The sequence below is a fragment of the Streptomyces murinus genome (genome assembly GCF_002154555.1).
Lineage (GTDB): Bacteria > Actinomycetota > Actinomycetes > Streptomycetales > Streptomycetaceae > Streptomyces > Streptomyces murinus.
The window spans coordinates 1-21,778 of sequence record NZ_MUNF01000236.1 but is presented as its reverse complement, the minus strand read 5'-3'; the positions used below and the strand labels follow the sequence as shown (position 1 = coordinate 21,778).

The 21,778-nt window shown below is 72.5% G+C and carries 21 protein-coding genes and 1 pseudogene; 6 read left to right on the top strand and 16 right to left on the bottom strand.

All coding sequences use genetic code 11. The features are described 5' to 3' along the window. The coding region (locus tag CCN72_RS15930; protein WP_244174248.1) for a DUF5919 domain-containing protein at window positions 1-669 on the top strand (669 nt) is incomplete at its 5' end. Between the two features lie 110 nt (window positions 670-779). Further along, on the top strand, window positions 780-1,502 hold the full coding sequence (locus tag CCN72_RS15925) for a 3'-5' exonuclease (RefSeq protein ID WP_086808088.1): 723 nt from the start codon (window positions 780-782) through the stop codon (window positions 1,500-1,502). A gap of 28 nt (window positions 1,503-1,530) precedes the next feature. Here the strand turns inward: CCN72_RS15925 and CCN72_RS15920 are convergent, their stop codons facing one another. Beyond that, window positions 1,531-2,394: an aminoglycoside phosphotransferase family protein gene (locus CCN72_RS15920; protein WP_086808087.1), complete on the bottom strand. Its 864-nt coding sequence runs from the start codon at window positions 2,392-2,394 to the stop codon at window positions 1,531-1,533. A 300-nt stretch (window positions 2,395-2,694) separates the two neighbouring features. Here CCN72_RS15920 and CCN72_RS15915 point away from each other — a divergent pair, with 300 nt between their 5' ends. The 3 genes from CCN72_RS15915 to CCN72_RS15905 all read left to right on the top strand — a co-directional run bounded on the left by CCN72_RS15915 (window position 2,695) and on the right by CCN72_RS15905 (window position 5,048). Then, entirely contained in the window at window positions 2,695-3,246 is a 552-nt protein-coding gene (locus CCN72_RS15915) for a DUF1697 domain-containing protein (protein ID WP_086808086.1), read from the top strand. 23 nt (window positions 3,247-3,269) lie between these two features. Next, window positions 3,270-4,286, top strand: a complete 1,017-nt coding sequence (locus CCN72_RS15910; protein WP_086808085.1) for a ketopantoate reductase family protein — start codon at window positions 3,270-3,272, stop codon at window positions 4,284-4,286. A gap of 438 nt (window positions 4,287-4,724) precedes the next feature. After that, the gene (locus CCN72_RS15905) at window positions 4,725-5,048 is read left to right on the top strand and encodes a hypothetical protein (RefSeq protein ID WP_086808084.1); all 324 of its coding nucleotides are present in this window, start codon (window positions 4,725-4,727) and stop codon (window positions 5,046-5,048) included. Window positions 5,049-5,079: 31 nt separating this feature from the next. Here the strand turns inward: CCN72_RS15905 and CCN72_RS15900 are convergent, their stop codons facing one another. The 15 genes and pseudogenes from CCN72_RS15900 to CCN72_RS15830 all read right to left on the bottom strand — a co-directional run bounded on the left by CCN72_RS15900 (window position 5,080) and on the right by CCN72_RS15830 (window position 20,162). Continuing rightward, window positions 5,080-5,817 carry a sirohydrochlorin chelatase gene (locus tag CCN72_RS15900; RefSeq protein ID WP_086808083.1) on the bottom strand — a complete coding sequence of 246 codons (738 nt, stop codon included), beginning with the start codon at window positions 5,815-5,817 and terminating at the stop codon, window positions 5,080-5,082. Window positions 5,818-5,822: 5 nt separating this feature from the next. After that, window positions 5,823-6,713 carry an ABC transporter permease gene (locus tag CCN72_RS15895; RefSeq protein ID WP_086808082.1) on the bottom strand — a complete coding sequence of 297 codons (891 nt, stop codon included), beginning with the start codon at window positions 6,711-6,713 and terminating at the stop codon, window positions 5,823-5,825. Then, window positions 6,700-7,479 carry an ABC transporter ATP-binding protein gene (locus CCN72_RS15890; RefSeq protein ID WP_086808081.1) on the bottom strand — a complete coding sequence of 260 codons (780 nt, stop codon included), beginning with the start codon at window positions 7,477-7,479 and terminating at the stop codon, window positions 6,700-6,702. Before CCN72_RS15890 ends, CCN72_RS15895 begins: the two co-directional genes overlap by 14 nt. Before the next feature lie 35 nt (window positions 7,480-7,514). After that, window positions 7,515-8,624 carry an aliphatic sulfonate ABC transporter substrate-binding protein gene (locus CCN72_RS15885; RefSeq protein WP_086808080.1) on the bottom strand — a complete coding sequence of 370 codons (1,110 nt, stop codon included), beginning with the start codon at window positions 8,622-8,624 and terminating at the stop codon, window positions 7,515-7,517. Between the two features lie 218 nt (window positions 8,625-8,842). Continuing rightward, on the bottom strand, window positions 8,843-10,177 hold the full coding sequence (locus CCN72_RS15875; protein ID WP_086808079.1) for a sulfate adenylyltransferase subunit 1: 1,335 nt from the start codon (window positions 10,175-10,177) through the stop codon (window positions 8,843-8,845). A 2-nt stretch (window positions 10,178-10,179) separates the two neighbouring features. Beyond that, window positions 10,180-11,115, bottom strand: coding sequence for a sulfate adenylyltransferase subunit CysD (cysD, locus tag CCN72_RS15870; protein WP_086808078.1), 936 nt, complete (start codon window positions 11,113-11,115; stop codon window positions 10,180-10,182). After that, window positions 11,112-11,660: pseudogene (gene cysC / locus CCN72_RS15865) on the bottom strand (adenylyl-sulfate kinase); the annotation flags it as partial. The pseudogene cysC and the gene cysD, both read right to left, overlap by 4 nt. An 86-nt stretch (window positions 11,661-11,746) precedes the next feature. After that, a complete protein-coding gene (locus tag CCN72_RS15860) occupies window positions 11,747-12,457 on the bottom strand; it encodes a phosphoadenylyl-sulfate reductase (RefSeq protein WP_086808076.1) in 711 nt (236 codons plus the stop codon). Further along, window positions 12,454-12,636 (bottom strand): hypothetical protein, encoded by a 183-nt coding sequence (locus tag CCN72_RS15855; RefSeq protein WP_086808075.1) that lies wholly within the window; start codon window positions 12,634-12,636, stop codon window positions 12,454-12,456. Before CCN72_RS15855 ends, CCN72_RS15860 begins: the two co-directional genes overlap by 4 nt. Beyond that, window positions 12,633-14,330, bottom strand: a complete 1,698-nt coding sequence (locus CCN72_RS15850; RefSeq protein ID WP_086808074.1) for a nitrite/sulfite reductase — start codon at window positions 14,328-14,330, stop codon at window positions 12,633-12,635. The genes CCN72_RS15855 and CCN72_RS15850 overlap by 4 nt, the downstream gene beginning before the upstream one ends. A gap of 148 nt (window positions 14,331-14,478) precedes the next feature. After that, the gene (locus tag CCN72_RS41535; RefSeq protein ID WP_310739661.1) at window positions 14,479-14,562 is read right to left on the bottom strand and encodes a putative leader peptide; all 84 of its coding nucleotides are present in this window, start codon (window positions 14,560-14,562) and stop codon (window positions 14,479-14,481) included. A gap of 127 nt (window positions 14,563-14,689) precedes the next feature. Continuing rightward, a complete protein-coding gene (locus CCN72_RS15845) occupies window positions 14,690-15,262 on the bottom strand; it encodes a GNAT family N-acetyltransferase (RefSeq protein ID WP_086808073.1) in 573 nt (190 codons plus the stop codon). 89 nt (window positions 15,263-15,351) lie between these two features. Further along, window positions 15,352-16,686: a hypothetical protein gene (locus CCN72_RS15840; protein WP_086808072.1), complete on the bottom strand. Its 1,335-nt coding sequence runs from the start codon at window positions 16,684-16,686 to the stop codon at window positions 15,352-15,354. 202 nt (window positions 16,687-16,888) lie between these two features. After that, window positions 16,889-18,184, bottom strand: a complete 1,296-nt coding sequence (locus tag CCN72_RS15835) for a GAF domain-containing protein (protein ID WP_202442952.1) — start codon at window positions 18,182-18,184, stop codon at window positions 16,889-16,891. A 340-nt stretch (window positions 18,185-18,524) separates the two neighbouring features. After that, on the bottom strand, window positions 18,525-20,162 hold the full coding sequence (locus tag CCN72_RS15830; RefSeq protein ID WP_086808070.1) for an acyl-CoA dehydrogenase family protein: 1,638 nt from the start codon (window positions 20,160-20,162) through the stop codon (window positions 18,525-18,527). Window positions 20,163-20,337: 175 nt separating this feature from the next. On the opposite strand from CCN72_RS15830, the gene CCN72_RS15825 reads away from it, so the two are divergent. Beyond that, window positions 20,338-21,633: a YihY/virulence factor BrkB family protein gene (locus CCN72_RS15825; protein ID WP_244174247.1), complete on the top strand. Its 1,296-nt coding sequence runs from the start codon at window positions 20,338-20,340 to the stop codon at window positions 21,631-21,633. Window positions 21,634-21,778: the final 145 nt, after the last annotated feature.

The window sequence follows — 21,778 nt, the reverse complement described above, 5'->3', positions numbered from 1 at the left end:
GCCTCGGCCCGCCTCCTGGAGATGCTGGGCGCGGACGGCGACGTGCCCTCCGCGCGCCGGCTGCCGGTCGACGCCGTCGAGGACCTGGTCGGCGACCGGTACGCCGATGTGGTCGCCGTGCACTCCGACCGGGTCCGGCTGATGCGCCAGTTCCCGGCCGAGGACATCTTCGGCGGCGCCCGCCGCCTGGACGCCATCGGCATCGGCCTCAACCTGCTGGTGCAGAACTTCTCCGGACGGCGCCTGGTCCGGCTCGCCGAGTCCGGCTCCCGCATCCGGCTGCTCTTCCTCAACCCCGCCTCCAGCTCGGTCAAGCGCCGCGAGCGCGAACTCGGGATGAAGCGGGGCGAACTGAGCCGCTCGGTCGAGATGAACATCCTGCACATGCGCCGGGTGCGCTCCCGGCTGCGCGACCCGGACGCCTTCCAGATCCAGGTGTACGACGAGACGCCGCGCTTCACCGCCTATCTGGTGGACGGCGACGGCGCCGACGGCGTCGCCGTGGTGCAGTCCTATCTGCGCGGGGCGCGCGGGATGGAGTCACCGGTCCTGGTGCTGCGCAACGGCAGCCGCCTGGTGAAGCCGGACGACGCGGGCGAAGCCGGGCTGTTCCCGACATACCGCGAGGAATTCGAACTGGCATGGGCGGATTCGCGCCCTGTGTCCTGATCCGTTCCCCGGGCTCCGTCGCAAAGCGGAACGCGGTCCTCTGATTGTCAGTGCCCCGTGCGAGGGTGGAGACCACTGGGGGAACGCACCATCGAGAAGGGGGACCGCCCATGGGCTGGCACCAGGAGCTGCTGGTCGGCTTCGACCTGGAGACGACCGGCACGGATCCGCGCGAGGCACGCATCGTCACCGGCGCGGTGATCGAGGTCAGGGCCGGTGAGCCGCTGGGCCACCGGGAGTGGCTGGCCGATCCGGGCGTCAAGATCCCGGCGGACGCGGTCGCCGTGCACGGGATCAGCAATGAACGGGCGGCGGCCGAGGGCGAGCCCGCCGACCGGGTCGCCGACGCCATCGCCGAGGCGCTGGTGTCGTACTGGAAGACGGGCGTCCCGGTCGTCGCCTACAACGCGGCGTTCGACCTCACCCTGCTCTCCGCCGAGCTGCGCCGCCACCGGCTGCCGTCCCTCGCCGACCGTCTCGGCGGAGCCGCGCCCGCGCCGGTGATCGACCCGTACACCATCGACCGCCGGGCGGACCGCTACCGCCGCGGCAAGCGGAACCTGGAAGCGGTCTGCGCCGAGTACGGCATCGTCCTGGACGCGGCGCACAACGCGTCCGCCGACGCCCTCGCCGCGGCCCGCCTCGCCGCCGCGATAGCCGTCCGACACCCCAAGATCGCCGCCCTCGGCCCGGCCGAACTGCACCGCAGGCAGATCGAGTGGTATGCCGAATGGGCCGCCGACTTCCAGGCCTTCCTGCGCCGCAAGGGCGACGCGACGGCGGTGGTGGACGGACTGTGGCCGCTGCGGGAGCTGACGCCCGAGGCGGTGTGACGAGGACAGGGCGATCAGGACGGTGTGATCAGAAGGGGTACCAGCGCACCGACTCGTCCCCGTCCCGCAGCGACGCCACCCTGCGGCGGAACTCGGTCAAAGCCTTGGGGTTGCTGGGCGCGTGCTGGGAGACCCAGGCACAGCTGGCCGTCTCGCGGGCGCCGCGCAGTACCGAGCAGCCCTCCCACTCGCGCACGTCCCAGCCGTAGGTCTCGGTGAAGGCGTCGTACGCCTCGGCGGGCAGCCCGTACCGGTCGTGGGAGAGGGCCATCACCACCAGGTCGTGCTCGCGCAGATCGGAGGAGAAGGTCTCCAGGTCCACCAGGACCGGCCCCTTCGGCCCGATGTGGACATTGCGGGGCAGCGCGTCGCCGTGGATGGGACCCGGCGTCAGACGGGGCGCCAGCGCGGCCGCGGCCGCCGCGAAGCCGTCCCGGCGCGCCCGCAGATAGGCCGCGTCCTCGGGATCGATCGCCTCGCCCGCGAGCCGCAGCCAGCGCTCCACCCCGCCCAGCAGCTCACGCGGCGGCAGCGCGAACGGCGCCGCGGGCAGGGCGTGCACCAGGCGCAGCAGCCCGGCCAGGTCGCGCGGCTCGGCGGGGCGTACGGCGTCCGGCAGCCGGTGCCACACCGTCACCGGATGGCCCTCGACCAGCCGCGGCTCCGGCTCGGCCGCCCGCACCGCGGGCACCCCCGCCCCGGTGAGCCACCCGGCGATGTCCAGCTCGCGCCGGGCCCGCGCCAGCAGCTCGGCGTCGCGGCCCACCTTGACGACCAGGTCACCGGCGGCGAACACCGCGTTCTCGCCGAGCGCGAGCAGCACCGCGTCCCCGGCCCCCGCCGCGGGCACGCCCGCCGCGGCCAGTACGTCCCGCGCCCGTGCCTCGTCCATCGTGGTGCCTCCGTGCCGTCCTCGCCGAGCCGTCCCGGGGAGCCGGCACTTGCCGTTCCCCCCGGTCAGTCTCCCACCCGGGCGGGCCGGCCCCCCGCCGGGCGTCATGGGATGTCCGTTCCGCCGTCAGAGATCCACTTTGTGATTACGAAAGCTTGTTGAACAAGTCACAGCTGTGTGCAGAGGTTGATCCGGCCCCCGCCGAACCGGCATTGTTTCGCGCAGCCCGCCCCACGGGGGCCGGGCCCCGGCCGTCGTGCCCGCCCCCACGGGGCACGACGGCCGCTCTAAGCTGACCGTGTGACGACCTATGCGGCGCTGTTGCGCGGGATCAACGTCGGCGGCAACCGGAAGCTCCCGATGGCCGATCTGCGCGCCCTGCTCGACACCCTCGGCCACACCGGGGTGCGCACCCATCTCCAGAGCGGACAGGCCGTGTTCACCACCGACCGGGGTGACGAGGAGTCCCTGGCGGGGGAGTTGGCCCGGGCGATCGAGGACCGCTTCGGCTTCCCGGTGGACGTACTGGTGCGCGACCACGCCTATCTGGCCGAGGTGGTCCGCGCCTGCCCCTTCCCGGCCGCCGAACTGGCAGCCCGGCAGCTGCACGTCACCTACTTCTCCGCGCCCGTCACCCCGGACCGCTACGCGCACCTCGACCAAGTCGCCCTCCTTCCCGAGGAGTTCCGCCTCGGCGACCGCTGTCTGTACCTGTACGCCCCCGACGGCCTCGGCCGCTCCCGGCTCGCCGAGGCGCTGGGCCGCCCGCGGGCCGCCAAGGACCTCGTCGCCACCAGCCGGAACTGGAACACCGTGGTGAAACTCGCCGAGCTGACCGCGCCCGAGGCGTGATCTCCTGTGATGGGATCGGGTCCATGCGCTACATCGTGATCGGAGCGGGAGCGGTCGGCGGCGCCGTCGGCGGACGGCTGGCCCAGGCCGGACGCGAGGTCGTCCTGGTCGCCCGCGGCGGACATCTGACGGCACTCGCCGAACACGGGCTGCGACTGCGCGTCCCCGAGGGGGAGCTGACGTACCGGCTGCCGGCCGTCGAGGGCCCGGAGCCGCTCGGCGAACTGCGCGCGGACGACGTCCTGCTGCTCGCCGTGAAGACCCAGGACACCGCGGCCGCACTGGACGCCTGGGCGGCCGCCCCGGTGGCGGGCGGCGGCACCGCGGGGCAGCGGCTGCCGCTGCTCTGCCTCCAGAACGGCGTGGAGAGCCCCCGGATCGCGCTGCGCCGCTTCCGCCGGGTGTACGGCGTCTGCGTCTGGCTGCCGTCCACCTTCGTGGAGCCCGGCGTCGTCTCCGCCCCCGGCGCCCCGCTCACCGGCATCCTCCATCTGGGCCGCGCCGAGGGCGGCACCGACGACACCGCCCGGCGGATCGCCGCCGACCTCGCGGACGCGCGCTTCGAGGCGCCGGTCGTGCCGGACGTGGCCCGCTGGCAGTACGCCAAGCTGCTCGGCAACCTCGCCAACGCCCAGGAGGCCCTGAGCGGCCCCATCGAGGGCCCGGCCGCCGAGGGGCTGTACGCGCGGGTACGGGCCGAGGGGGAGGCCGTACTGGCCGCCGCCGGAATCGACCACGCGAGCGTCGAGGTGCAGCGCGCGGTGCGCGGCGACAAGGTGGCCCTGGTCCCGCTGGCGGGCGCCCCGCGCGGCGGCGGCTCCTCCTGGCAGTCCCTGGCGCGCGGCACCGGCAGCATCGAGGCGGACTACCTCAATGGCGAGATCGCCCTCCTCGGCCGGCTGCACGGCGTGCCCACCCCGCTGAACGAACTCCTCCAGCGCCTCGCCGGCACCTTCGCCCGTGAGCACCGGGCGCCCGGCTCCCTGCCGCTCACCGACCTGGTCCGGCTGGCCGACCAGGCGCGGAAGGCAGCGGCCTGAACCTCCGGCGAAGCGGCGGCGGACGGTCATGAACGGCGAACTCCGCTTCCTGTGAACCGGAGTTCGAACAGACCCCCGCCGGTGTGGCTGATAACTGCCCCTGCGGGGGGTCGACTTGACCTTCCCCTGTGACATCCCGATCACCCGGGGCGCAGAACGGAGTGCCGTCGCGGTCCGACGTCACAGGGGAACGCCGGACCGCGACGGCTTTTACCACGGTCCTCACCCGTAAGGGGGCGGGTCCGCGAACAACGCGACAACTCCGTCCCGTTGTCCCTAGGGTGAGGCACGCCGGACGGCCGGAACGACACCACCCATCCCCCCACCGGAGCGTGTGCACGCCGTTCCGCTCCCGCGTCCGGGGCCGCAGGCGGACACCCGGGCACCCGCGGAGTGGCGATTTTCGGCCTACCTCTGATCCACGAGCGAGGACAGGACATGAGCACCTACGACTACGGACACCTCAACGGACCTGGACAGTACGGTGAGTTCGTCGGCCTCGACCTGACCCACGGCACGCCACCGCTTCAGACCCTGATCGCGGTCTCCGCCCGGCTCACCGAGGCACTGCGCAGGGAGTGCCCCGGGCTCGTCCGGCAGGGCCAGATCATCGAGGCGGCGTTCGCGGAGTCCGCCGACGACGGACTGCCGCCCAACCGCGGCCGCATCCGCTCCGCCCTGGACGACATCTGCATCGGGGCGTCCGCCGGCACCGCCAGCCTCGCCTACACCCGGCAGCTGGTGCAGGCCCTCGGGCTGTGACACCGGGCCGCGCCCGGACGGCGGCGGCCCCTCAGGCGCCGAGCGCCTGGAGCGCCGGGCGGCACGCGGCGTCGTACCGGCGCAGCAGCAGCCGCGCCACCTCCGGCGCGGGCCCCAGCACCTCGGCGAGGACATCCGCTCCGGCCGCGCCGCGCGCGATGCGGTCCGGCAGGAAGCCGGGGGCCAGGACGTACGGGGCGACGGCGACCCGCGCGCAGCCGAGCGCGCGCAGCTCCCGTACGGCGTCCTCGGTGCGCGGCAGACAGGCGGAGGCGAACGCGGGCCGCACGGCGCACCAACCGGTGTGCCACCACTCCCGCGCGATATCGGCGATCACCGCGATCGCCTCCGGGTCGCTGGATCCCGCCGAGGCCAGGACGACCCCGGTCGAGGACTTGTCGGCGGGGCTGAGTCCGGCCTCGTACAGCCGTCGCTCCAGCGCCGTGAGCAGCAGCGGCGACGGGCCGAGCACCGCCGCCTGCCGGATCCGCAGCCGCGCCGGGGCCGCCCGCAGCACCGCCGGGATGTCGGCCTTCGCGTGGAAGGCGCGGGTGAGCAGCAGCGGCAGCGCCACCACGTCCCGGACGCCCTCCGCCGCCAGGGACTCCAGCACGCCTTGTACGGACGGCACGTTGAAGTCCAGGAAGCCGGTCTCCACGCGCAGCCCGGGGCGCTGCGCGCGCACCCGCTCCACCAGGGCGTGCACGGTGGCGGCGTGCCGCGCGTCGCGGCTGCCGTGGGCGATGACGAGGAGCACGGGCGCTTGCATCCGGATCAGCCTTTCACCAGCAGACCGCGGCTGCGCAGCACCCACCGCTCCAGCGGGCTGAAGATCAGCAGATCGATGGCGATGCCGACGAACAGGATCAGCAGGATGGCCTCGAACACCATGGCCATGTCGCTGGCCGTACGGGCGTTCTCCAGGAGCTGGCCGAGGCCGGTGCCCAGGTCGGGGAAGTTCGCGATGATCTCGGCGGCCATCAGGGAGCGCCAGGAGAAGGCCCAGCCCTGCTTCATGCCCGCCACATAGCCGGGCAGCGCGGCCGGCAGGGTGATGTGCCAGGTGCCCTTGACGCCGGTGGCGCCGAGCGTACGGCCCGCGCGCAGGAACAGCGGCGGCACCTGGTCCACGCCGGACACCAGCCCGTTGGCGATGGACGGCACCGCGCCGAGCAGGATCACCGTATACATCATGGAGTTGTCCAGACCCAGCCAGATCACGGCCGGCGGCACCCAGGCGACCGAGGGCAGCGACTGGAGACCGGACAGGATCGGACCGATCGCGGCGCGCACGAACTTCACCCGGGCCACCAGCAGCCCCAGCGGGGTGCCGAGCACCAGGGCGAGGCAGAAGCCGAGCAGACCGCGCGAGACGGACGTCCAGATGTAGCCGAGCAGCTTGCCCTGGAGCCAGTCGTCGCGGAAGGCGCCCCAGACCGCGCCCGGCGTGGGCAGCTTCGTCGGGTCGTCCACGATCTTCAGGGTGATCAGGCCCTGCCACACCAGCAGGACGACGGCGATCGCGGCCAGCGGCGGCAGGATCTTGTCGATCAGGGTCCTGCGGAAGGGGATGCGGCTGGACTGGGTGGTCTCCAGTGCGTCGAGGCCCGCCTCCACGCTGCCCGCGGCCGGGGCGTCGGTGGGTGTCGTGTCAGTGCTGGCCATGGCGGCGGATCTCCCCACGCAGTACTTCGGTGATCTCCAGGGACAGTTCCGCCACGGGCGCGTCCTCGATACGGCGCGGCTGCGGGATGCCGACCTCCCACTCGCGGGCCACCCGGCCAGGACGGGAGGACAGCAGCACCACCCGCTGGGCGAGGCGCACCGCCTCGCGCACATTGTGGGTGACGAACAGCACGGACAGGCCGGTCTCCGACCAGATCCGGGTCAGCTCGTCGTGCAGCACGTCCCGGGTGATGGCGTCCAGGGCCGCGAACGGCTCGTCCATCAGCAGCAGTTGGCTCTCCTGGGCGAGCGCGCGGGCCATCGCGACCCGCTGGCGCATACCGCCCGACAGTTCGTGCACCCGCTTGCCGTACGCGCCCTGGAGGCGGACGAGTTCGAGGAGTTCCTCGGCCTTGCCGCGCCGCTCGGGGCGGGGAACTCCCCTTAGTTTGAGGGCGAGTTCGATGTTCTTGCCGGCGGTCAGCCAGGGGAACAGGGCGTGTTCCTGGAACATCAGCGCGGGGCGGCCGTCGGTGCGGATGGCGCCGGTGGTGGGCTCGTCCAGGCCCGCCACCAGATTGAGCAGGGTGGACTTGCCGCAGCCCGAGGCGCCCAGGAGGGTGACGAACTCGCCGGGCGCGACATCGAGACTGATGTCGTCCAGGACGAGCTGGGACCCGCCCGGTGTGGCGAAGGACTTCGAGACATGCTCAAGGCGTGCGGCGTACTCCACCGACCGCGCGGCCTTGGCGAGGGTCGTGGCCATGGTCGTCACCTCCTGGGACGTCTTCGGGGCGGGCGTCAGCTGGTGCCGAGGCCGGCGGCGTCGACCGGGCTCTTGCCCTCGGTCTTGAGCACCCGGTTGAGGATCGTCAGGTCGTAGATCCCCTTGAGGTCCGGCTTCTTGAGCAGACCGGCCTTGACCGCGTGCGCCGCCTCGGTGTCGAGGGTGGCGGCCAGCGGGTCGTCGGTGAACTGGACGGACTTCCACGCCGGGTCGAGCACCTCGGCGGGCAGCGCCTTGCCGGAGTCGGCCGCGAGCTGCTTGTTCGCGGCCTGCTTCGCCTGCTCCGGGTTGGCGTTGATCCACTTGTTGGCCTCGACGGACGCCTTCAGGACCGCCTCGACGGCCTTCGGGTGCTCCTTGAGGAACGCCTGGCGCACGATGATGTTGGTGATCACGAACTTGTCGCCCGGCCACAGCGAGGATTCGTCCAGGAGCACCTTGCCGCCCTCGGAGACCAGCTTGGACGCGGTCGGCTCCGGCACCCAGGCGCCGTCGATGGAGCCGGACTTGAAGGCGTCCGGGGTCACCTTGTTGTCGCTGCGGACGACCGTGACATCGCCCTTGCCGCTCTGCGGATCGACCTTCCAGCCCTGCTCCGCGGCCCAGTTGAGGAACGCCACGTCCTGGGTGTTGCCCAGCTGCGGGGTGGCGATCTTCTTGCCCTTGACGTCCTTCAGGGAGGTGATCTTCTTCGGGTTGACGACCAGCCTCACCCCGCCGGACGCCGAACCGCCGATGATCTTCAGGGACTTGCCGTCGGACTTGGTGTAGCCGTTGATCGCCGGGGACGGGCCGATCCAGCCGATGTCGATGGAGCCGGAGTTCAGCGCCTCGATCTCGGAGGGCCCGGCGTTGAAGGTGGCGTAGTCGGCCTTGGTGGCGCCCAGTTCCTTCTGGAACAGGCCCTGCTCCCGGCCCACCAGCGCGGTGCCGTGCGTCAGGTTAGGGAAGTAGCCGATCTTGACGGAGCCGAGACCGTCGATCTTCTTGGCGCCGGCGGCGACCTTGGCGGTGTCGTCGCTCTTGGCGTCGGAGCCGTAGCCGCAGGCGGCGAGCGTGAGCAGCGGCAGAGCGGCGAGCGCGGCTATCGAGCGGCGCAGGAGGCGGGAGTTGATGGCAGGCACGGGAGGTGTTCCTCTCGTTGGCCCGGCGGGTCACGGTCTCTCAGGTCGTGGCCGGGAGGTCGGCAGGTCTTCGTCTGTGGGGGGTGAGGGCGCGCGAGCGGTGCGCGTACGTCAGCGCACACATCGCCCGACCCCGCCCTGCCCGCTGCCGAGGGCACCGCTGCCGACGCGGCCGCCCTCCTTCGCGAACGTGGAGTAGACATCGGGTGCGTTCATGCTCAGAAGTCCCAGCCGTCGTCGTCGGCCGCGTCCTTGACGGGCTCCGGCGCGGCGAAGGACTCGCCGACCATGCCCGCGGTGAGGGTGGTGCCGTCGGCGGGGTCGATCAGGATGAAGGAGCCGGTGCGGCGCGAGTCGGCGTAGGCGTCGACGGGCAGCGGCTCGGCGGTACGGATCTTCACCCGCCCGATGTCGTTGGCGGCGAGCAGCCCGGGATGCGGGTGCAGGGACAGATCGTCCAGGGTGAGCCGGGACGGGATGTCCTTGACGATCGCCTTGACGGTCCGGGTGCCGTGCTTGAGCAGCACCCGGTGACCGACGGTCAGCGCGGCGTCGGCGACATGGCACACCGTCGCCTCCACGTCCTGCGTGGTCGGCGGCGCGTCCTTGGTCGGCACGATCAGATCGCCGCGCGAGACGTCGATGTCGTCGGCCAGCAGCAGGGTCACGGACTGGGTGGTCCAGGCGACGTCGACCGGCTCGCCCAGCAGGTCGATGCCGGAGATCGTGGTGGTCCGCCCGGACGGCAGCACCGTGACCTGCTCGCCGACCCGGAAGCTGCCCGCCGCGATCTGGCCCGCATAACCCCGGTAGTCGGGGTGCTCGGCGCTCTGTGGCCGGATCACGTACTGCACGGGCAGCCGGGCGTGGCAGTGCGCCAGGTCATGGCTGACCGGGACGGTCTCCAGGTGCTCAAGGACGGTGGGGCCGCCGTACCAGTCCATGTGCGCGGACGGCTCCACCACGTTGTCCCCGGCGAGCGCGGAGATCGGGATCGCGGTGACCTCGGGGATGCCCAACTCGGTGGCGTAGGCGGTGAATTCCTCGGCGATCGCCGCGAAGACGGGCTCCCGGTAGCCGACCAGGTCCATCTTGTTGACGGCCAGCACCACATGCGGGACGCGCAGCAGGGCGGCGATCGCGGCATGCCGGCGGGTCTGCTCGACCACCCCGTTGCGGGCGTCGACCAGGATCACCGTCAGTTCGGCGGTGGAGGCGCCGGTGACCATGTTGCGGGTGTACTGCACATGGCCGGGGGTGTCGGCGAGGATGAACCGCCGCCGGGGCGTGGCGAAGTAGCGGTACGCCACATCGATCGTGATGCCCTGTTCCCGCTCGGCGCGCAGCCCGTCGGTGAGCAGCGCGAGATCGGGGCCGTCCTGCCCGCGGTTCGCCGACGCCCGCTCCACGGCCTCCAGTTGGTCGGTGAGCACCGACTTGGAGTCGTGCAGCAGCCGGCCGACCAGGGTGGACTTGCCGTCGTCGACGGAGCCGGCGGTGGCGAACCTGAGCAGCGTGGCGGTCGCCGCCAGCGCCTCGGTGGTCGTGGTCATGGTTAGAAGTACCCCTCGCGCTTGCGGTCTTCCATCGCGGCCTCGGACAGCTTGTCGTCGGCTCGGGTCGCGCCCCGCTCGGTGAGCCGGGAGGCGGCGATCTCCGCGATGACGGCGTCCAGGGTCGTCGCGTCGGAGTCGACGGCGCCGGTGCAGGACATGTCACCGACGGTGCGGTAGCGCACCAGGCGCCTGACGACCGGCTCGTCCTCGCGCGGGCCGCCCCACTCGCCGGCCGTCAGCCACATACCGGACCGCGCGAACACCTCGCGCTCGTGCGCGAAGTAGATCCGCGGCAGCACGATGCCCTCGCGGGCGATGTACTGCCACACATCCAGCTCGGTCCAGTTCGACAGCGGGAACACCCGGACGTGCTCACCGGGCGCGTGCCGGCCGTTGTACAGGTTCCACAGCTCGGGGCGCTGGCGGCGCGGGTCCCACTGGGAGAACTCGTCGCGCAGCGAGAACACCCGCTCCTTCGCGCGGGCCTTCTCCTCGTCCCGGCGCCCGCCGCCGAAGACCGCGTCGAACTTCTCCGACTGGATCTTCTCGGTCAGCGGCAGCGTCTGGAGCGGGTTGCGGGTGCCGTCCGGGCGCTCCTTGAGCACCCCTCGGTCGATGTAGTCCTGCACGGAGGCCACATGGAGGCGCAGCCCGTGCCGATCGACCGCGCGGTCCCGGTACTCCAGCACCTCGGGGAAGTTGTGTCCGGTGTCCACGTGCAGCAGCGAGAACGGCACCGCCGCCGGCGCGAACGCCTTCAGCGCGAGGTGCAGCATCACGATCGAGTCCTTGCCCCCGGAGAACAGGATCACCGGGTTCTCGAACTCGCCCGCCACCTCACGGAAGATGTGCACGGCCTCGGACTCCAGCGCGTCCAGGTGCGACAGGGCGTACGGGCTGCCCGTACCGCCCTCGACCTCGGCGAGCGTGGTCATATCAGTCCCCTCTCGCTGAGCAGGGCGGACACGGCGGCCGCGGACTCCTGCACACTCTGGTGCTGCGACTCGATGCGCAGCTCGGGCGCGGCGGGCTCCTCGTACGGGTCGTCCACACCGGTCAGCCCGGTCAGCTCACCCGCGGCCTGCTTGGCGTACAGCCCCTTCACATCACGGACGCTGCACACCTCGACCGGGGTCGCCACATGCACCTCCAGGTACGGGGTGGCGTTCTCCTCGTGCCGCTCGCGCACGGCGTCCCGGCTGTCCGCGTACGGCGCGATCACCGGTACGAGGGTCAGCACACCGTTGCGGGACAGCAGTTCGGCGACGAAGCCGATGCGCTGCACATTGGTGTGCCGGTCCGCGCGGGAGAAACCGAGGCCCGCGGAGATGAACTCGCGGATCTCGTCGCCGTCGAGCACCTCGACCCGGCGGCCCCCGGCACGCAGCCGGCCCGCCAGCTCATGGGCGATGGTGGTCTTGCCGGCACTCGGCAGACCCGTGAGCCAGACGGTGGCTCCGGTGGTCACGTCGTTCTCCTGAGTCTGAGACGGTGTCTGTGTCTGTGTCTGTGTCTGTGTCTGTGGTCGTGGCTGTGGCTGCGTCTGTGTCTTTGGCTGAGGGAGCGTCATCCGTGCAGCCCGCACTCGGTCTTGGCGCGCCCCGCCCAGCGTCCGGCGCGCGCGTCCTCGCCCTCCAGCACCCGGCGGGTGCAGGGGGCGCAGCCGATGGAGGCGTAGCCGTCCATCAGCAACGGGTTGGTGAGGACGCCGTGTTCGGTGACATAGGCGTCCACGTCGTCCTGGGTCCAGCGGGCGATGGGGGAGACCTTGACCTTGCGCCGCTTCTCGTCCCAGCCGACCACCGGGGTGTTCGCCCGGGTCGGGGACTCGTCGCGGCGCAGACCGGTCGCCCAGGCCCGGTAGTCCTCCAGGCCCTTCTCCAGCGGGCGCACCTTGCGCAGGGCGCAGCACAGGTCCGGGTCGCGGTCGTGCAGCCGCGGGCCGTACTCGGCGTCCTGTTCGGCCACCGTCTGCCGCGGGGTGAGGGTGATGACGTCGACGTCCAGCACCGCCGCCACCGCGTCCCGGGTGCCGATGGTCTCCGGGAAGTGGTAGCCGGTGTCCAGGAAGACCACGTCCACGCCCGGGCGCACCCGGGAGGCGAGATGGGCGACCACGGCGTCCTCCATCGAGGAGGTGACGCAGAACCCCGCCCCGAAGGTGTCCACCGCCCAGCGCAGGATCTCCAGTGCCGGGGCGTTCTCCAGCTCCCGCCCCGCACGCTCGGCGAGGGCCCGCAACTCGTCGTCGGTGCGCGGCTTCTGATCCGTCGTCATGTCCGCCCGTCCTCTTGGTCGTCGGCTCGGCGCAGGCCCTGCGCGAGCAGTCCGAGGAACTTCAGCTGGAACGCCCGGTTGCACGCCCCGCACTCCCAGGCACCATGGCCCTGCTCGCTGGGCCGCAGGTCCTCGTCGCCGCAGTAGGGGCAGTAGAAGGGGGCCGCGCGCTCGCTCACGCCAGGGCCTCCTCATCGGCGCGGGCCGCCCAGACGGCGAACCGCTCGCCGTCCGCGCGCTCGGCCAGATAGCGCCGCAGCACCCGCTCGATGTAGTCGGGCAGCTCGTCCGAGGTGACCTTCAGACCGCGCACCTTGCGGCCGAAGCCCGCCTCCAGGCCGAGTGCGCCGCCCAGGTGCACCTGGTAGCCCTCGACCTGGTTGCCGTCGTCGTCCAGGACCAGCTGGCCCTTGAGGCCGATGTCGGCGACCTGGATCCGGGCGCAGGCGTTCGGGCAGCCGTTGAGGTTGATGGTCAGCGGCTCGTCGAACTGAGGAAGCCGGCGCTCCAGTTCGTCGATCAGGGCGCTGCCGCGCGCCTTGGTCTCCACGATGGCGAGCTTGCAGAACTCGATGCCGGTGCAGGCCATGGTGCCGCGCCGGAAGGAGGAGGGGGAGACGGTGAGGCCGAGCGACTCCAGGGCCGAGGACAGCGACTCGACCTGGTCCTGCTCGACGTCCAGCACGATCATCTTCTGCTCGACGGTGGTGCGCACCCGGCCCGAGCCGTGCGCCTCGGCGACCTCGGCGATCTTGGCGAGCGTGGTGCCGTCGACCCGGCCGACGCGCGGCGCGAACCCGACGTAGAAACGGCCGTCCCGCTGCCGGTGCACCCCGACATGGTCGCGCCAGCGTTGCACGGGCTGCGCGGGCGCAGGTCCGTCGGTCAGCTTGCGTCCCAGGTACTCGTCCTCCAGCACCTGCCGGAACTTCTCCGCGCCCCAGTCGGCGACCAGGAACTTCAGCCGGGCCCGGTTGCGCAGCCGCCGGTAGCCGTAGTCGCGGAAGATCGAGATGACGCCCTCATGGACGTCGGCGACCTCCGCCAGCGGCACCCAGGCGCCGAGCCGGACCCCGATCTTCGGGTTGGTGGACAGCCCGCCGCCGACCCACAGGTCGAAACCGGGCCCGTGCTCGGGGTGTTCGACGCCGACGAACGCGATGTCGTTGATCTCGTGCGCCACATCGAGCAGCGGCGAGCCGGAGATCGCGGACTTGAACTTGCGCGGCAGGTTCGAGTACGCCGGGTTGCCGATGACCCGGCGGTGGATCTCCTCGATGGCGGGGGTGCCGTCGATGATCTCGTCCTCGGCGATGCCCGCGACCGGGGAGCCGAGGATCACGCGGGGGGTGTCACCGCACGCCTCGGTGGTGGACAGGCCGACCGCTTCGAGCCGCCGCCAGATCTCCGGCACGTCCTCGATCCGGATCCAGTGCAGCTGGATGTTCTGCCGGTCGGTGATGTCGGCGGTGCCGCGCGCGAACTCCTGGGAGATCTCACCGATCACCCGCAGCTGCCCGGTGGTCAGCCGGCCGCCGTCGATCCGCACCCGCAGCATGAAGTACTCGTCGTCCAGCTCCTCCGGCTCCAGGATCGCGGTCTTGCCGCCGTCGATCCCGGGCTTGCGCTGGGTGTACAGACCCCACCAGCGCATCCGGCCGCGCAGATCGTTCGGATCGATGGAGTCGAAGCCGCGCTGGGAATAGATCGTCTCAATACGTGTCCGTACGTTGAGACCGTCGTCGTCCTTCTTGAACTGCTCGTTGCCGTTGAGCGGCGTGAAGTGGCCCTGGGCCCACTGGCCCTCACCGCGGTGACGGCTCACCTTGCGGCGGGGCGCGGAGGCGGCGGGCTGCTGTGGGGAGGCGGCCATGATTGCTACGTCCTTCGGACAGGCTGTGGACAGGGAGAAGCGGCGCTGAAACGCTCTGACCTGCGCGAAAGTAAGCGCACGGCGGGAGATGGGGCCGGGCGCGGGCAGCGGTCGAGCGGGGTGCGGGGGAGCGGCGGTGCTGTAAAGGTCAGCTCGCCGGACAGATGGCGCTGGACATGCGGCCGAGGTCGACGTGCCGCCGACTCACCAAGGCAATTCCAGTTCCAGGCATGACGGCAGCGTGTCACGGCGATCTGGACAGAGTCCAGCTTCTTCCGTCATGTGGACACCCTTGTCTCGTATCGCGGGACAAGGGTGTGTTGGCTCACATGCGGCGCGGGACGGCTTGTCGGGGCAGGTCAGGCAGGGTAGGCGCGCGGCCAGGGGCCCGGGTTCGGGACGTCCGGCTCCAGTTCGACCCGGGTGTCGTACAGCTTGAAGCCGCGCCGCTGGTAGTTGGCCATGGCGAACTCGCCGTCCTTGTCGCATGTGTGCACCCATACCCGCTTCGTGGGCGCGAGCTCCGGCCAACGCTCGGCGAGGTCCCAGGCGCGGGCGGTGCCGCGGGCCAGCAGATGCCCGCCGATGCCACGGCCGCGGAAGGCGGGGAGCAGCCCGAAGTAGAGGATCTCCACCGCGCCGTCGTCCTGTGCCTCCAGCTCGATGAACCCGGCCGGCGTACCGCGGTCGTACGCCACCCAGGTCTCGACGCCGGGCTTCTCCAGCAGCTCCTGCCAGCGCGCGTACGGCCAGTCGAGCCGGTCGGTCCAGCGGATGTCCCCGCCGACGGCCGTGTAGAGGAACCGGTTGAACTCGGGGGAGGGCACCTCGGCCCGTACGATCCGCACATCGCCTTCGGGCGCGGCGGCGGGCAGCAGATCGGCCGGGGACGTCTGCTCCAGATACCAGGTGGTGACAGGGACGCTGCTCATGCGGGCCAGGGAATCATCCCGTCCCGGTGTCTGTCGATCGACCGACCCCCTTTGCGCGAGGTCAGGCCGGGAACGGGCGGCCCGGCGGGTCAGCCCAGCGACCGGTCCAGTTCCGCGAGCGGCACCGCGAACAGCATCCGGTCGGACAGTGACCACACCTCACCGGTCTCCCGCCCGTACGACAGGGAGCCCGCGGACTCGGCCCAGCAGCGGTGCGTGGCGTCCGCGCCGCACTCCGCCGCCTTCGCGCCCCGGGTGTCCTGCCGCCACAGCCCGCCGTGCCCGTCTTGCGAACCGGGCAGCCGTCCCACATACCAGGACGTGCGCGGGGCGCCGGTCTCCCGGTACGACAGCACGCCCCGGATCCCGGTCACCTTGGTCCGGTACTCCTCCATCGCGTCCACCCGGCCCTCGGCGTTCGTGGCGAGCAGCCCCGCGCGGCGCGGGTCGGTGCTGAACGCGTACCGCCACAGCCGGGCGGGCCGTTCGCCGCCGGGCGAGGTCCACTCCGCGGCGACCAGACTGGCCGGTGCCGTACCCGAGTCCAGGGCGAGCGCGCTCGGACAGGGCGCCCCGGTGGCCGAGCAGCGGCCCGCGGTGTAGCTGTAACTGCCGATCGCGGGCATCACATATCCGTACCCGTCGGCGGACCAGCCGCCGCGCACCCGGCCGATCGCGGGCCCGTCGACCGTGGTGCGCTGGATCCGGTCGAGGTCGTACACATAGAGCACGGCGGAGCCGCCCCGGCGGGCGGTGACCAGCAGCTTGTCCTGGTACCAGACCATGGAGGAGACCCGGGAGCCCAGGCCCCGGTAGTCGCGGCCGCCGTCCACCGGCACCACCAGCAGCACCCAGCGATAGGCGAGCCGGTCCGGGTCGTCGGCGTCCACGACGGCGACCCGGGCGAGACCGCGCTCGGCGTCCGGGCCGGTGCGGGTGCTGTGGGTCCAGCCACTGAGCAGGACCCGGTGGGCGCCCGGCACCCCGTCGCCGCCGGCGTCCCCGGACGTGGTCACCGAGGCCGGCCGCCAGTCCGTGGCGCCGGTGTCGGCCGGGTCCCAGCAGTAGGCGCGAGCGGGGGAGGGCGAAACGGGCAGGGAGGCGCGGTCGGCATCGTCGCAGTCGGACCCCTCGCGCAGGGTGCGGTCCGCGCCCCGGAGCACGGTGTCCACGCCGACCGGCCGGCCCATCGAGGCGGCCAGGGTGTCCAGGGTGCGGGCCGGCACCAGCTGCTCGCGCAGCCGCAGCAGGCCGGTGTCCGCGGGGGAGGTGAGCGGCTTGAGCGCGCCGGGGCGCTCGGTGACCTGCGCCTGGGAGGTGCTGATCAGGGTGGCGGCCGCGGTCAGGGCCAGCGCGGTCCCGGTCAGTACGGCACGCAGGGCCGTGCCCCGCCTGCGCCGACGATGTCTGCCGCGTTGCTTCATGTCGTCCCCTCGTCAGGGCCCTTTCGCTCCGGCGCGCGCCGTCGCCCCGGCCCCCCGGCCGAGGCGGGTCAACTGCGCCCCCCGGTCGCTGCGTTGACAGCGCGGTCGGGCCCGTAGGGGATGCTACGGCAGTAACGGTCCGCGCAGGGCGAAGACCCCGCAAATACCCGGAAGTCACGCCGCAAGCGTCATGCCCCCGCCGTCACGCGGGCCGCGGCCGCTCCGCCGGCGGGGCCGCCCGCCGGTGCGCCACCACCGCCGCCGTGGAGCGGGGCAGCAGGTCACGAGGGTTCTCGGGGAGGACGACCTCGACATCGGCCGCATCAGAGAAACGATACGGCCGATGCTGGAGAAGTCCCCCGAGATAGCGCCGGATTCGCGACATCTCCGCCCGCACCGTCACCGTACGTGACGGGTCCTGGAAGAGGTCCCCGGCCAGCTCCGCCGCCCCGCGCCCGCCCGGGTGTTCGGTCAGCAGGAACAGCAACTCGGCGTGGCGCGGGCTCAGTTCCCGCGACCAGGCGCCCGCCGAGCCGGACGCCGACACGGTCACCGCGGCGCGCTCCGGCCGGGACAGGTCCAGTACGACACGGGAGGCGGCCGGCGCGCCCGGCTCCTCGTCGGCGCGCAGCAGCCAGCCCTCGCCGAGCGGTTCCGCCGCGCACCAGCCGAGCGAGGGCAGCCACCGGCGGCCGGGGACCAGCGACTTGGGCAGCGCCACCCGCCGCAGATACGGCATCCCGGTCACCGCCGCCGACCAGCCGTCCCGGTCCACCACCAGCGCCCGCCCGTCCAGCCGGGCCAGCACCGGCGCCGCGACCGCCCGCAGCCGCTCCAGCGAGCCCAGATGCAACTCCCGCAGCCGCGCCTCGGCGAGCTTCGCCACCGCGTCCACCCAGGAGAGGGTCGCCGGATGCATGGTCTCCAGCGGGCCGCTCACATCCACCACCCCGAGCAGCCGCCCGTCCCGCGGATCCGTGATCGGCGCCCCCGTGCACGTCCAGGAGGTGTGCGACCGTACGAAGTGTTCGGCGGCGAACACCTGTACCGGCCGCCGTACGACCGCGGGGGTGCCCACCCCGTTGGTGCCGACGACGTCCTCCCGCCAGTCCGCGCCCAGTTCGAAGCCGAGCCCGTCCGCCTTGCGCAGCACCGGCGCGGACCCCTCGCGCCACAGCACCCGTCCGTCCGCGTCCGCGACGACCATGATGTGCTGGGCGACGTCCGCGACCGAAAGCAGCCCCTCGCGCAGCACCGGCAGCACATGCCGCAGCGGCGACTCCTCCCGCCGCCTGCGCACCTCCTCGGGCGGCAGCAGCCCGGATCTGAAGTCGCGGTCCGGGTCGACGCCGCTGCGCAGCATCCGCCCCCAGGACTGCTCGATCACCGGCCGCGGTGCGAGCGGCACCCGCTGCCCGGCGAGCGCCGCCTCGCGCACTTCGCTCAGCACCCGCGCCGCCTGCGTCGCGTCCAGGGCGGCCAGGCGCGCCACGTTCATCGGCGGGTTCACCACGGGTTCTCCTCCCGGAGCGGGGGGTCGTACACATTCTTCCAGCCGTCCGGGCGGCGCTTTCCGGTCGGTCGTGCCTCCTATACTGCCGGGCCGGGCAGGCCGGAGGCACAGACTCCGCGCATGTGCGCCAACAAGTTGCAACCCCCTGCAACCCTGGTGAACCGTCCGATCCCGGCCGAGACTTGACCAGGACGCCCCGCGTGGCGTCCACGGGCCGCAACAGGCCCAGGTGGCGGGGGTGGTGCCGTGTCGGCGCAGCACCACCCCCGGCCGGGCACCGGCGGTTTTCGGCCAGGGCGCCCAACTCCGCGGGGGACACGGCGATTCAGGAGACCGGCCGCGCCCGCTCCACCACCGACGCCAGGTCCAGACCCCCCGGCAGCGTGCCGAACGTCCCGCCGTGATCGCCGCCGAGCCGGGACGCGCAGAAGGCGTCCGCGACCGCAGGCGGCGCGTGCCGCACCAGCAGGGAGCCCTGGAGCACCACCGCGAGCCGCTCCGCCAGCCGCCGCGCCCGGCCCTCCGCGCCCTCCAGATCGGCGAGTTCGGTGAACAGGTCCCGCACCGCGCGGTCCAGCCGGTGGTCGGCGCCGTGCGCCCGCCCGATCTCCGTCAGACACGCGTCCAGCGCCCCCGGCTCCCGCTGGAGCGCCCGCAGCACATCGAGCGCCTGCATGTTCCCGGCGCCCTCCCACACGGAGTTGAGCGGCGACTCGCGCACCAGCCGGGGCATCCCCGACTCCTCCACATACCCGTTGCCGCCCAGGCATTCGGCGGCCTCCACCACGACGGGCGCGCACCGCTTGGTGATCCAGTACTTGGCGGCCGGCACCGCGAGCCGCAGAAAGGCGCGCTCCCGCTCACCGCCGTCGTCGTACGCCGCCGCGAGCCGCAGCGCCAGCGCGGTCGCCGCCTCCGACTCCAGCGCGAGGTCCGCGAGCACATTGCGCATCAGCGGCTTGTCCAGCAGCCGTCCGCCGAACGCCTCCCGGTACGCGCAGTGGTGCACCGCCCGCGCCACCGCCTGCCGCATCAGGCCCGCCGAGCCCAGCGCGCAGTCCAGCCGGGTCGCCGCGACCATCCCGATGATGGTCCGCACCCCGCGCCCCTCCTCGCCGACCCGACGCGCCCAGGTGCCGTCGAACTCGACCTCGGCGGAGGCGTTGGACCGGTTGCCCAGCTTGTCCTTGAGCCGCTGGAGCAGGAACACATTGCGCGTGCCGTCGTCCAGGACCCGCGGCACCAGGAAGCAGGTCAGCCCCTCGGACGCCTGCGCCAGCACCAGGAAGGCGTCCGACATCGGGGCGGAGCAGAACCACTTGTGCCCGGTGAGCGCGTAGGTCCCCGCCTCCGCGAGCGGCCGCGCCCGGGTGCTGTTCGCGCGCACGTCGCTGCCGCCCTGCTTCTCGGTCATGCCCATCCCGAAGAGCGCGCCGGGCTTGCGCGCGGCGGGCCGCAGCTCGGGGTCGTACACCGTGGAGGTCACCCGCGGCTCCCACCGGGCGGCGAGCGCGGGGTCGGCGCGCAGCGCGGGCACGGCCGCGTGGGTCATGGACAGCGGACAGCAGGTGCCCGCCTCGACCTGGCTCCACAGCAGGAACCCGGCCGCCCTGCGCACATGCCCCGCGGGCCGCGCCCAGGCGCCGGTCAGCCCGGCCGAGACGCCCTTGCCGAGCAGCCGGTGCCAGGCCGGGTGGAACTCCACCTCGTCGATCCGGTGGCCGTACCGGTCATGGGTACGGAGCCGGGGCGGCTGCTCGTTCGCCTGTGCGCCCCACTCCTGGAGCTGCGCCGAGCCCCCGGCCCGCCCCAGCGCGGACAGCTCCGCGCGCACCTCGCCGAGCAGCTCGCCCGGGGTGTGCCGCTCGACGGCGTCCACCAGCGCGCGGTCGGTGGCGAAGAGGTCGTGGCCGGCCAGTGGGGGCGGCTGGTTCGTCACGGTGTGGGTGGAGAAGCCTGCCATGGTGGCGAACCTACCCGGAACGGCGGCAGTGCGGGCCCCCAGGGTGACCCGGGGTCCCGGGTGGTGTCCGGGGCGGTGGGAGGAATCGGGACAGCCGGGTGCGGGTCGTGCGCGGGCGGTCGCCGGAACGCCCCGCGAGGTGAGGAGGGGCGCTCGCTGCGGATACCTTTGGGTCGTGCAGCCAGCAAGTGATTCCCCCGAACGGCCGGTCGGACGGCTCCACCGGGCCCGCGCTCTCTACCGGAACGTATCCAAGCGCAGGACCGCCTGGCTGCTGCTCAAGGACACCGTCAACTCCTGCATGGAGTACCGCATCCTCGGTCTCGCCGCCGAGGCCGCGTTCTTCACCCTGCTGTCGGTGCCCCCGCTGCTGCTCTGCCTCATCGGGCTGCTCGCCTACGTCGACACCTGGACCGGCGCGCACACCATCGGCAGCCTGGAGACCAACCTCCTCGACGCCTCCCGGACCGTCCTGTCCGACAAGGGCGTCAAGGAGATCACCGAACCGATCCTGCACGACGTGATCAAGGGCGGCCGGCCCGACGTCATCTCCCTCGGCTTCCTGTTCGCCCTGTGGTCGGGGTCCCGCGCGGTGAACGTCTTCATCGACACCATCACCGTCATGTACGGCCTCGACGGCGTCCGGGGCATCGTCCGCACCCGGATCATGTCCTTCGTGCTGTTCATCGTGGCCCTGCTGATCGGCTCGGTGGCGCTGCCGCTGATGGTCGCGGGACCGGACGCGGTGGTACGGGTGGTGCCCTGGTCGGAGACGGTCGTACAGGTCCTGTACTGGCCGGTCGTGATCGTCCTGTCCGTCGTCTTCCTGACCACGCTCTACCACGTGTCCGTGCCGGTGCGCTCGCCCTGGATCGAGGACGTGCCCGGCGCGCTGGTGGCCCTCGCGATGTGGGTGTTCGGCAGCTTCCTGCTCCGCATCTACCTGGTGCACACCATCGAGGGCGCCACGATCTACGGCTCCCTCGCCGCGTCCGTCGCCGTCATGCTCTGGATCGGCGTGTCCGCCTTCGCCGTGCTGGTCGGCGCGGCGGTCAACGCCGCGATCGACCGGGTCTGGCCGGCCGCCGCGACGGCCGCCGCCCGTGAGGCCAACGAACGGGTGCGGCACGCCCAGGTCGCCGAGTACGTCGCACGGGCCACGGCCGCGCGGGACACCTTCCCGGACGACCCCGACGACCCGGACATGCCGTCCGAGTTCCCCGAACGCTGGTCGCGCTTCCTGCCGCCGGAGGACGTCACCTCGCGGCTGCGGACGCCCACGTGGGGCGGCTCCGGGGCGCACCGACGGGTGACACCCAAGGACGACAAGGGAGACGCCGAACAGTGCGGCCCCCAGCCGAACGGCCCGGGCCCGCAGTCCAGTGGGGGCAGCCCTCATCTCCCGGGCAACAGCGGCAGCCCCCACATCCCCGGCAATGGAAACGGCGAGAACCCTTACCGGCAGTGGTGAATCGGGGGGGGGCGCGGGGTGCCTCCGGGTTGAAGGTGCGGGCAGGGCTCGGACCGGACGACGCGGCGGATCGGCTCGCGCCGGCTGATCGGCTCGGGTCGGTGGGTCGGGCTCGGGCCGGTTGACGGGGCGTGCATCGGTGAAC

Coding starts and splice junctions, on each gene's coding strand:
- CCN72_RS15925 (WP_086808088.1), top strand. CDS start 780: ATGGGCTGGCACCAGGAGCTGCTGGTCGGCTTCGACCTGGAGACGACC.
- CCN72_RS15920 (WP_086808087.1), bottom strand. CDS start 2,394: ATGGACGAGGCACGGGCGCGGGACGTACTGGCCGCGGCGGGCGTGCCC.
- CCN72_RS15910 (WP_086808085.1), top strand. CDS start 3,270: ATGCGCTACATCGTGATCGGAGCGGGAGCGGTCGGCGGCGCCGTCGGC.
- CCN72_RS15905 (WP_086808084.1), top strand. CDS start 4,725: ATGAGCACCTACGACTACGGACACCTCAACGGACCTGGACAGTACGGT.
- CCN72_RS15900 (WP_086808083.1), bottom strand. CDS start 5,817: ATGCAAGCGCCCGTGCTCCTCGTCATCGCCCACGGCAGCCGCGACGCG.
- CCN72_RS15895 (WP_086808082.1), bottom strand. CDS start 6,713: ATGGCCAGCACTGACACGACACCCACCGACGCCCCGGCCGCGGGCAGC.
- CCN72_RS15890 (WP_086808081.1), bottom strand. CDS start 7,479: ATGGCCACGACCCTCGCCAAGGCCGCGCGGTCGGTGGAGTACGCCGCA.
- CCN72_RS15875 (WP_086808079.1), bottom strand. CDS start 10,177: ATGACCACGACCACCGAGGCGCTGGCGGCGACCGCCACGCTGCTCAGG.
- cysD (WP_086808078.1), bottom strand. CDS start 11,115: ATGACCACGCTCGCCGAGGTCGAGGGCGGTACGGGCAGCCCGTACGCC.
- CCN72_RS15860 (WP_086808076.1), bottom strand. CDS start 12,457: ATGACGACGGATCAGAAGCCGCGCACCGACGACGAGTTGCGGGCCCTC.
- CCN72_RS15850 (WP_086808074.1), bottom strand. CDS start 14,330: ATGGCCGCCTCCCCACAGCAGCCCGCCGCCTCCGCGCCCCGCCGCAAG.
- CCN72_RS41535 (WP_310739661.1), bottom strand. CDS start 14,562: ATGCCTGGAACTGGAATTGCCTTGGTGAGTCGGCGGCACGTCGACCTC.
- CCN72_RS15845 (WP_086808073.1), bottom strand. CDS start 15,262: ATGAGCAGCGTCCCTGTCACCACCTGGTATCTGGAGCAGACGTCCCCG.
- CCN72_RS15840 (WP_086808072.1), bottom strand. CDS start 16,686: ATGAAGCAACGCGGCAGACATCGTCGGCGCAGGCGGGGCACGGCCCTG.
- CCN72_RS15835 (WP_202442952.1), bottom strand. CDS start 18,184: ATGAACGTGGCGCGCCTGGCCGCCCTGGACGCGACGCAGGCGGCGCGG.
- CCN72_RS15830 (WP_086808070.1), bottom strand. CDS start 20,162: ATGGCAGGCTTCTCCACCCACACCGTGACGAACCAGCCGCCCCCACTG.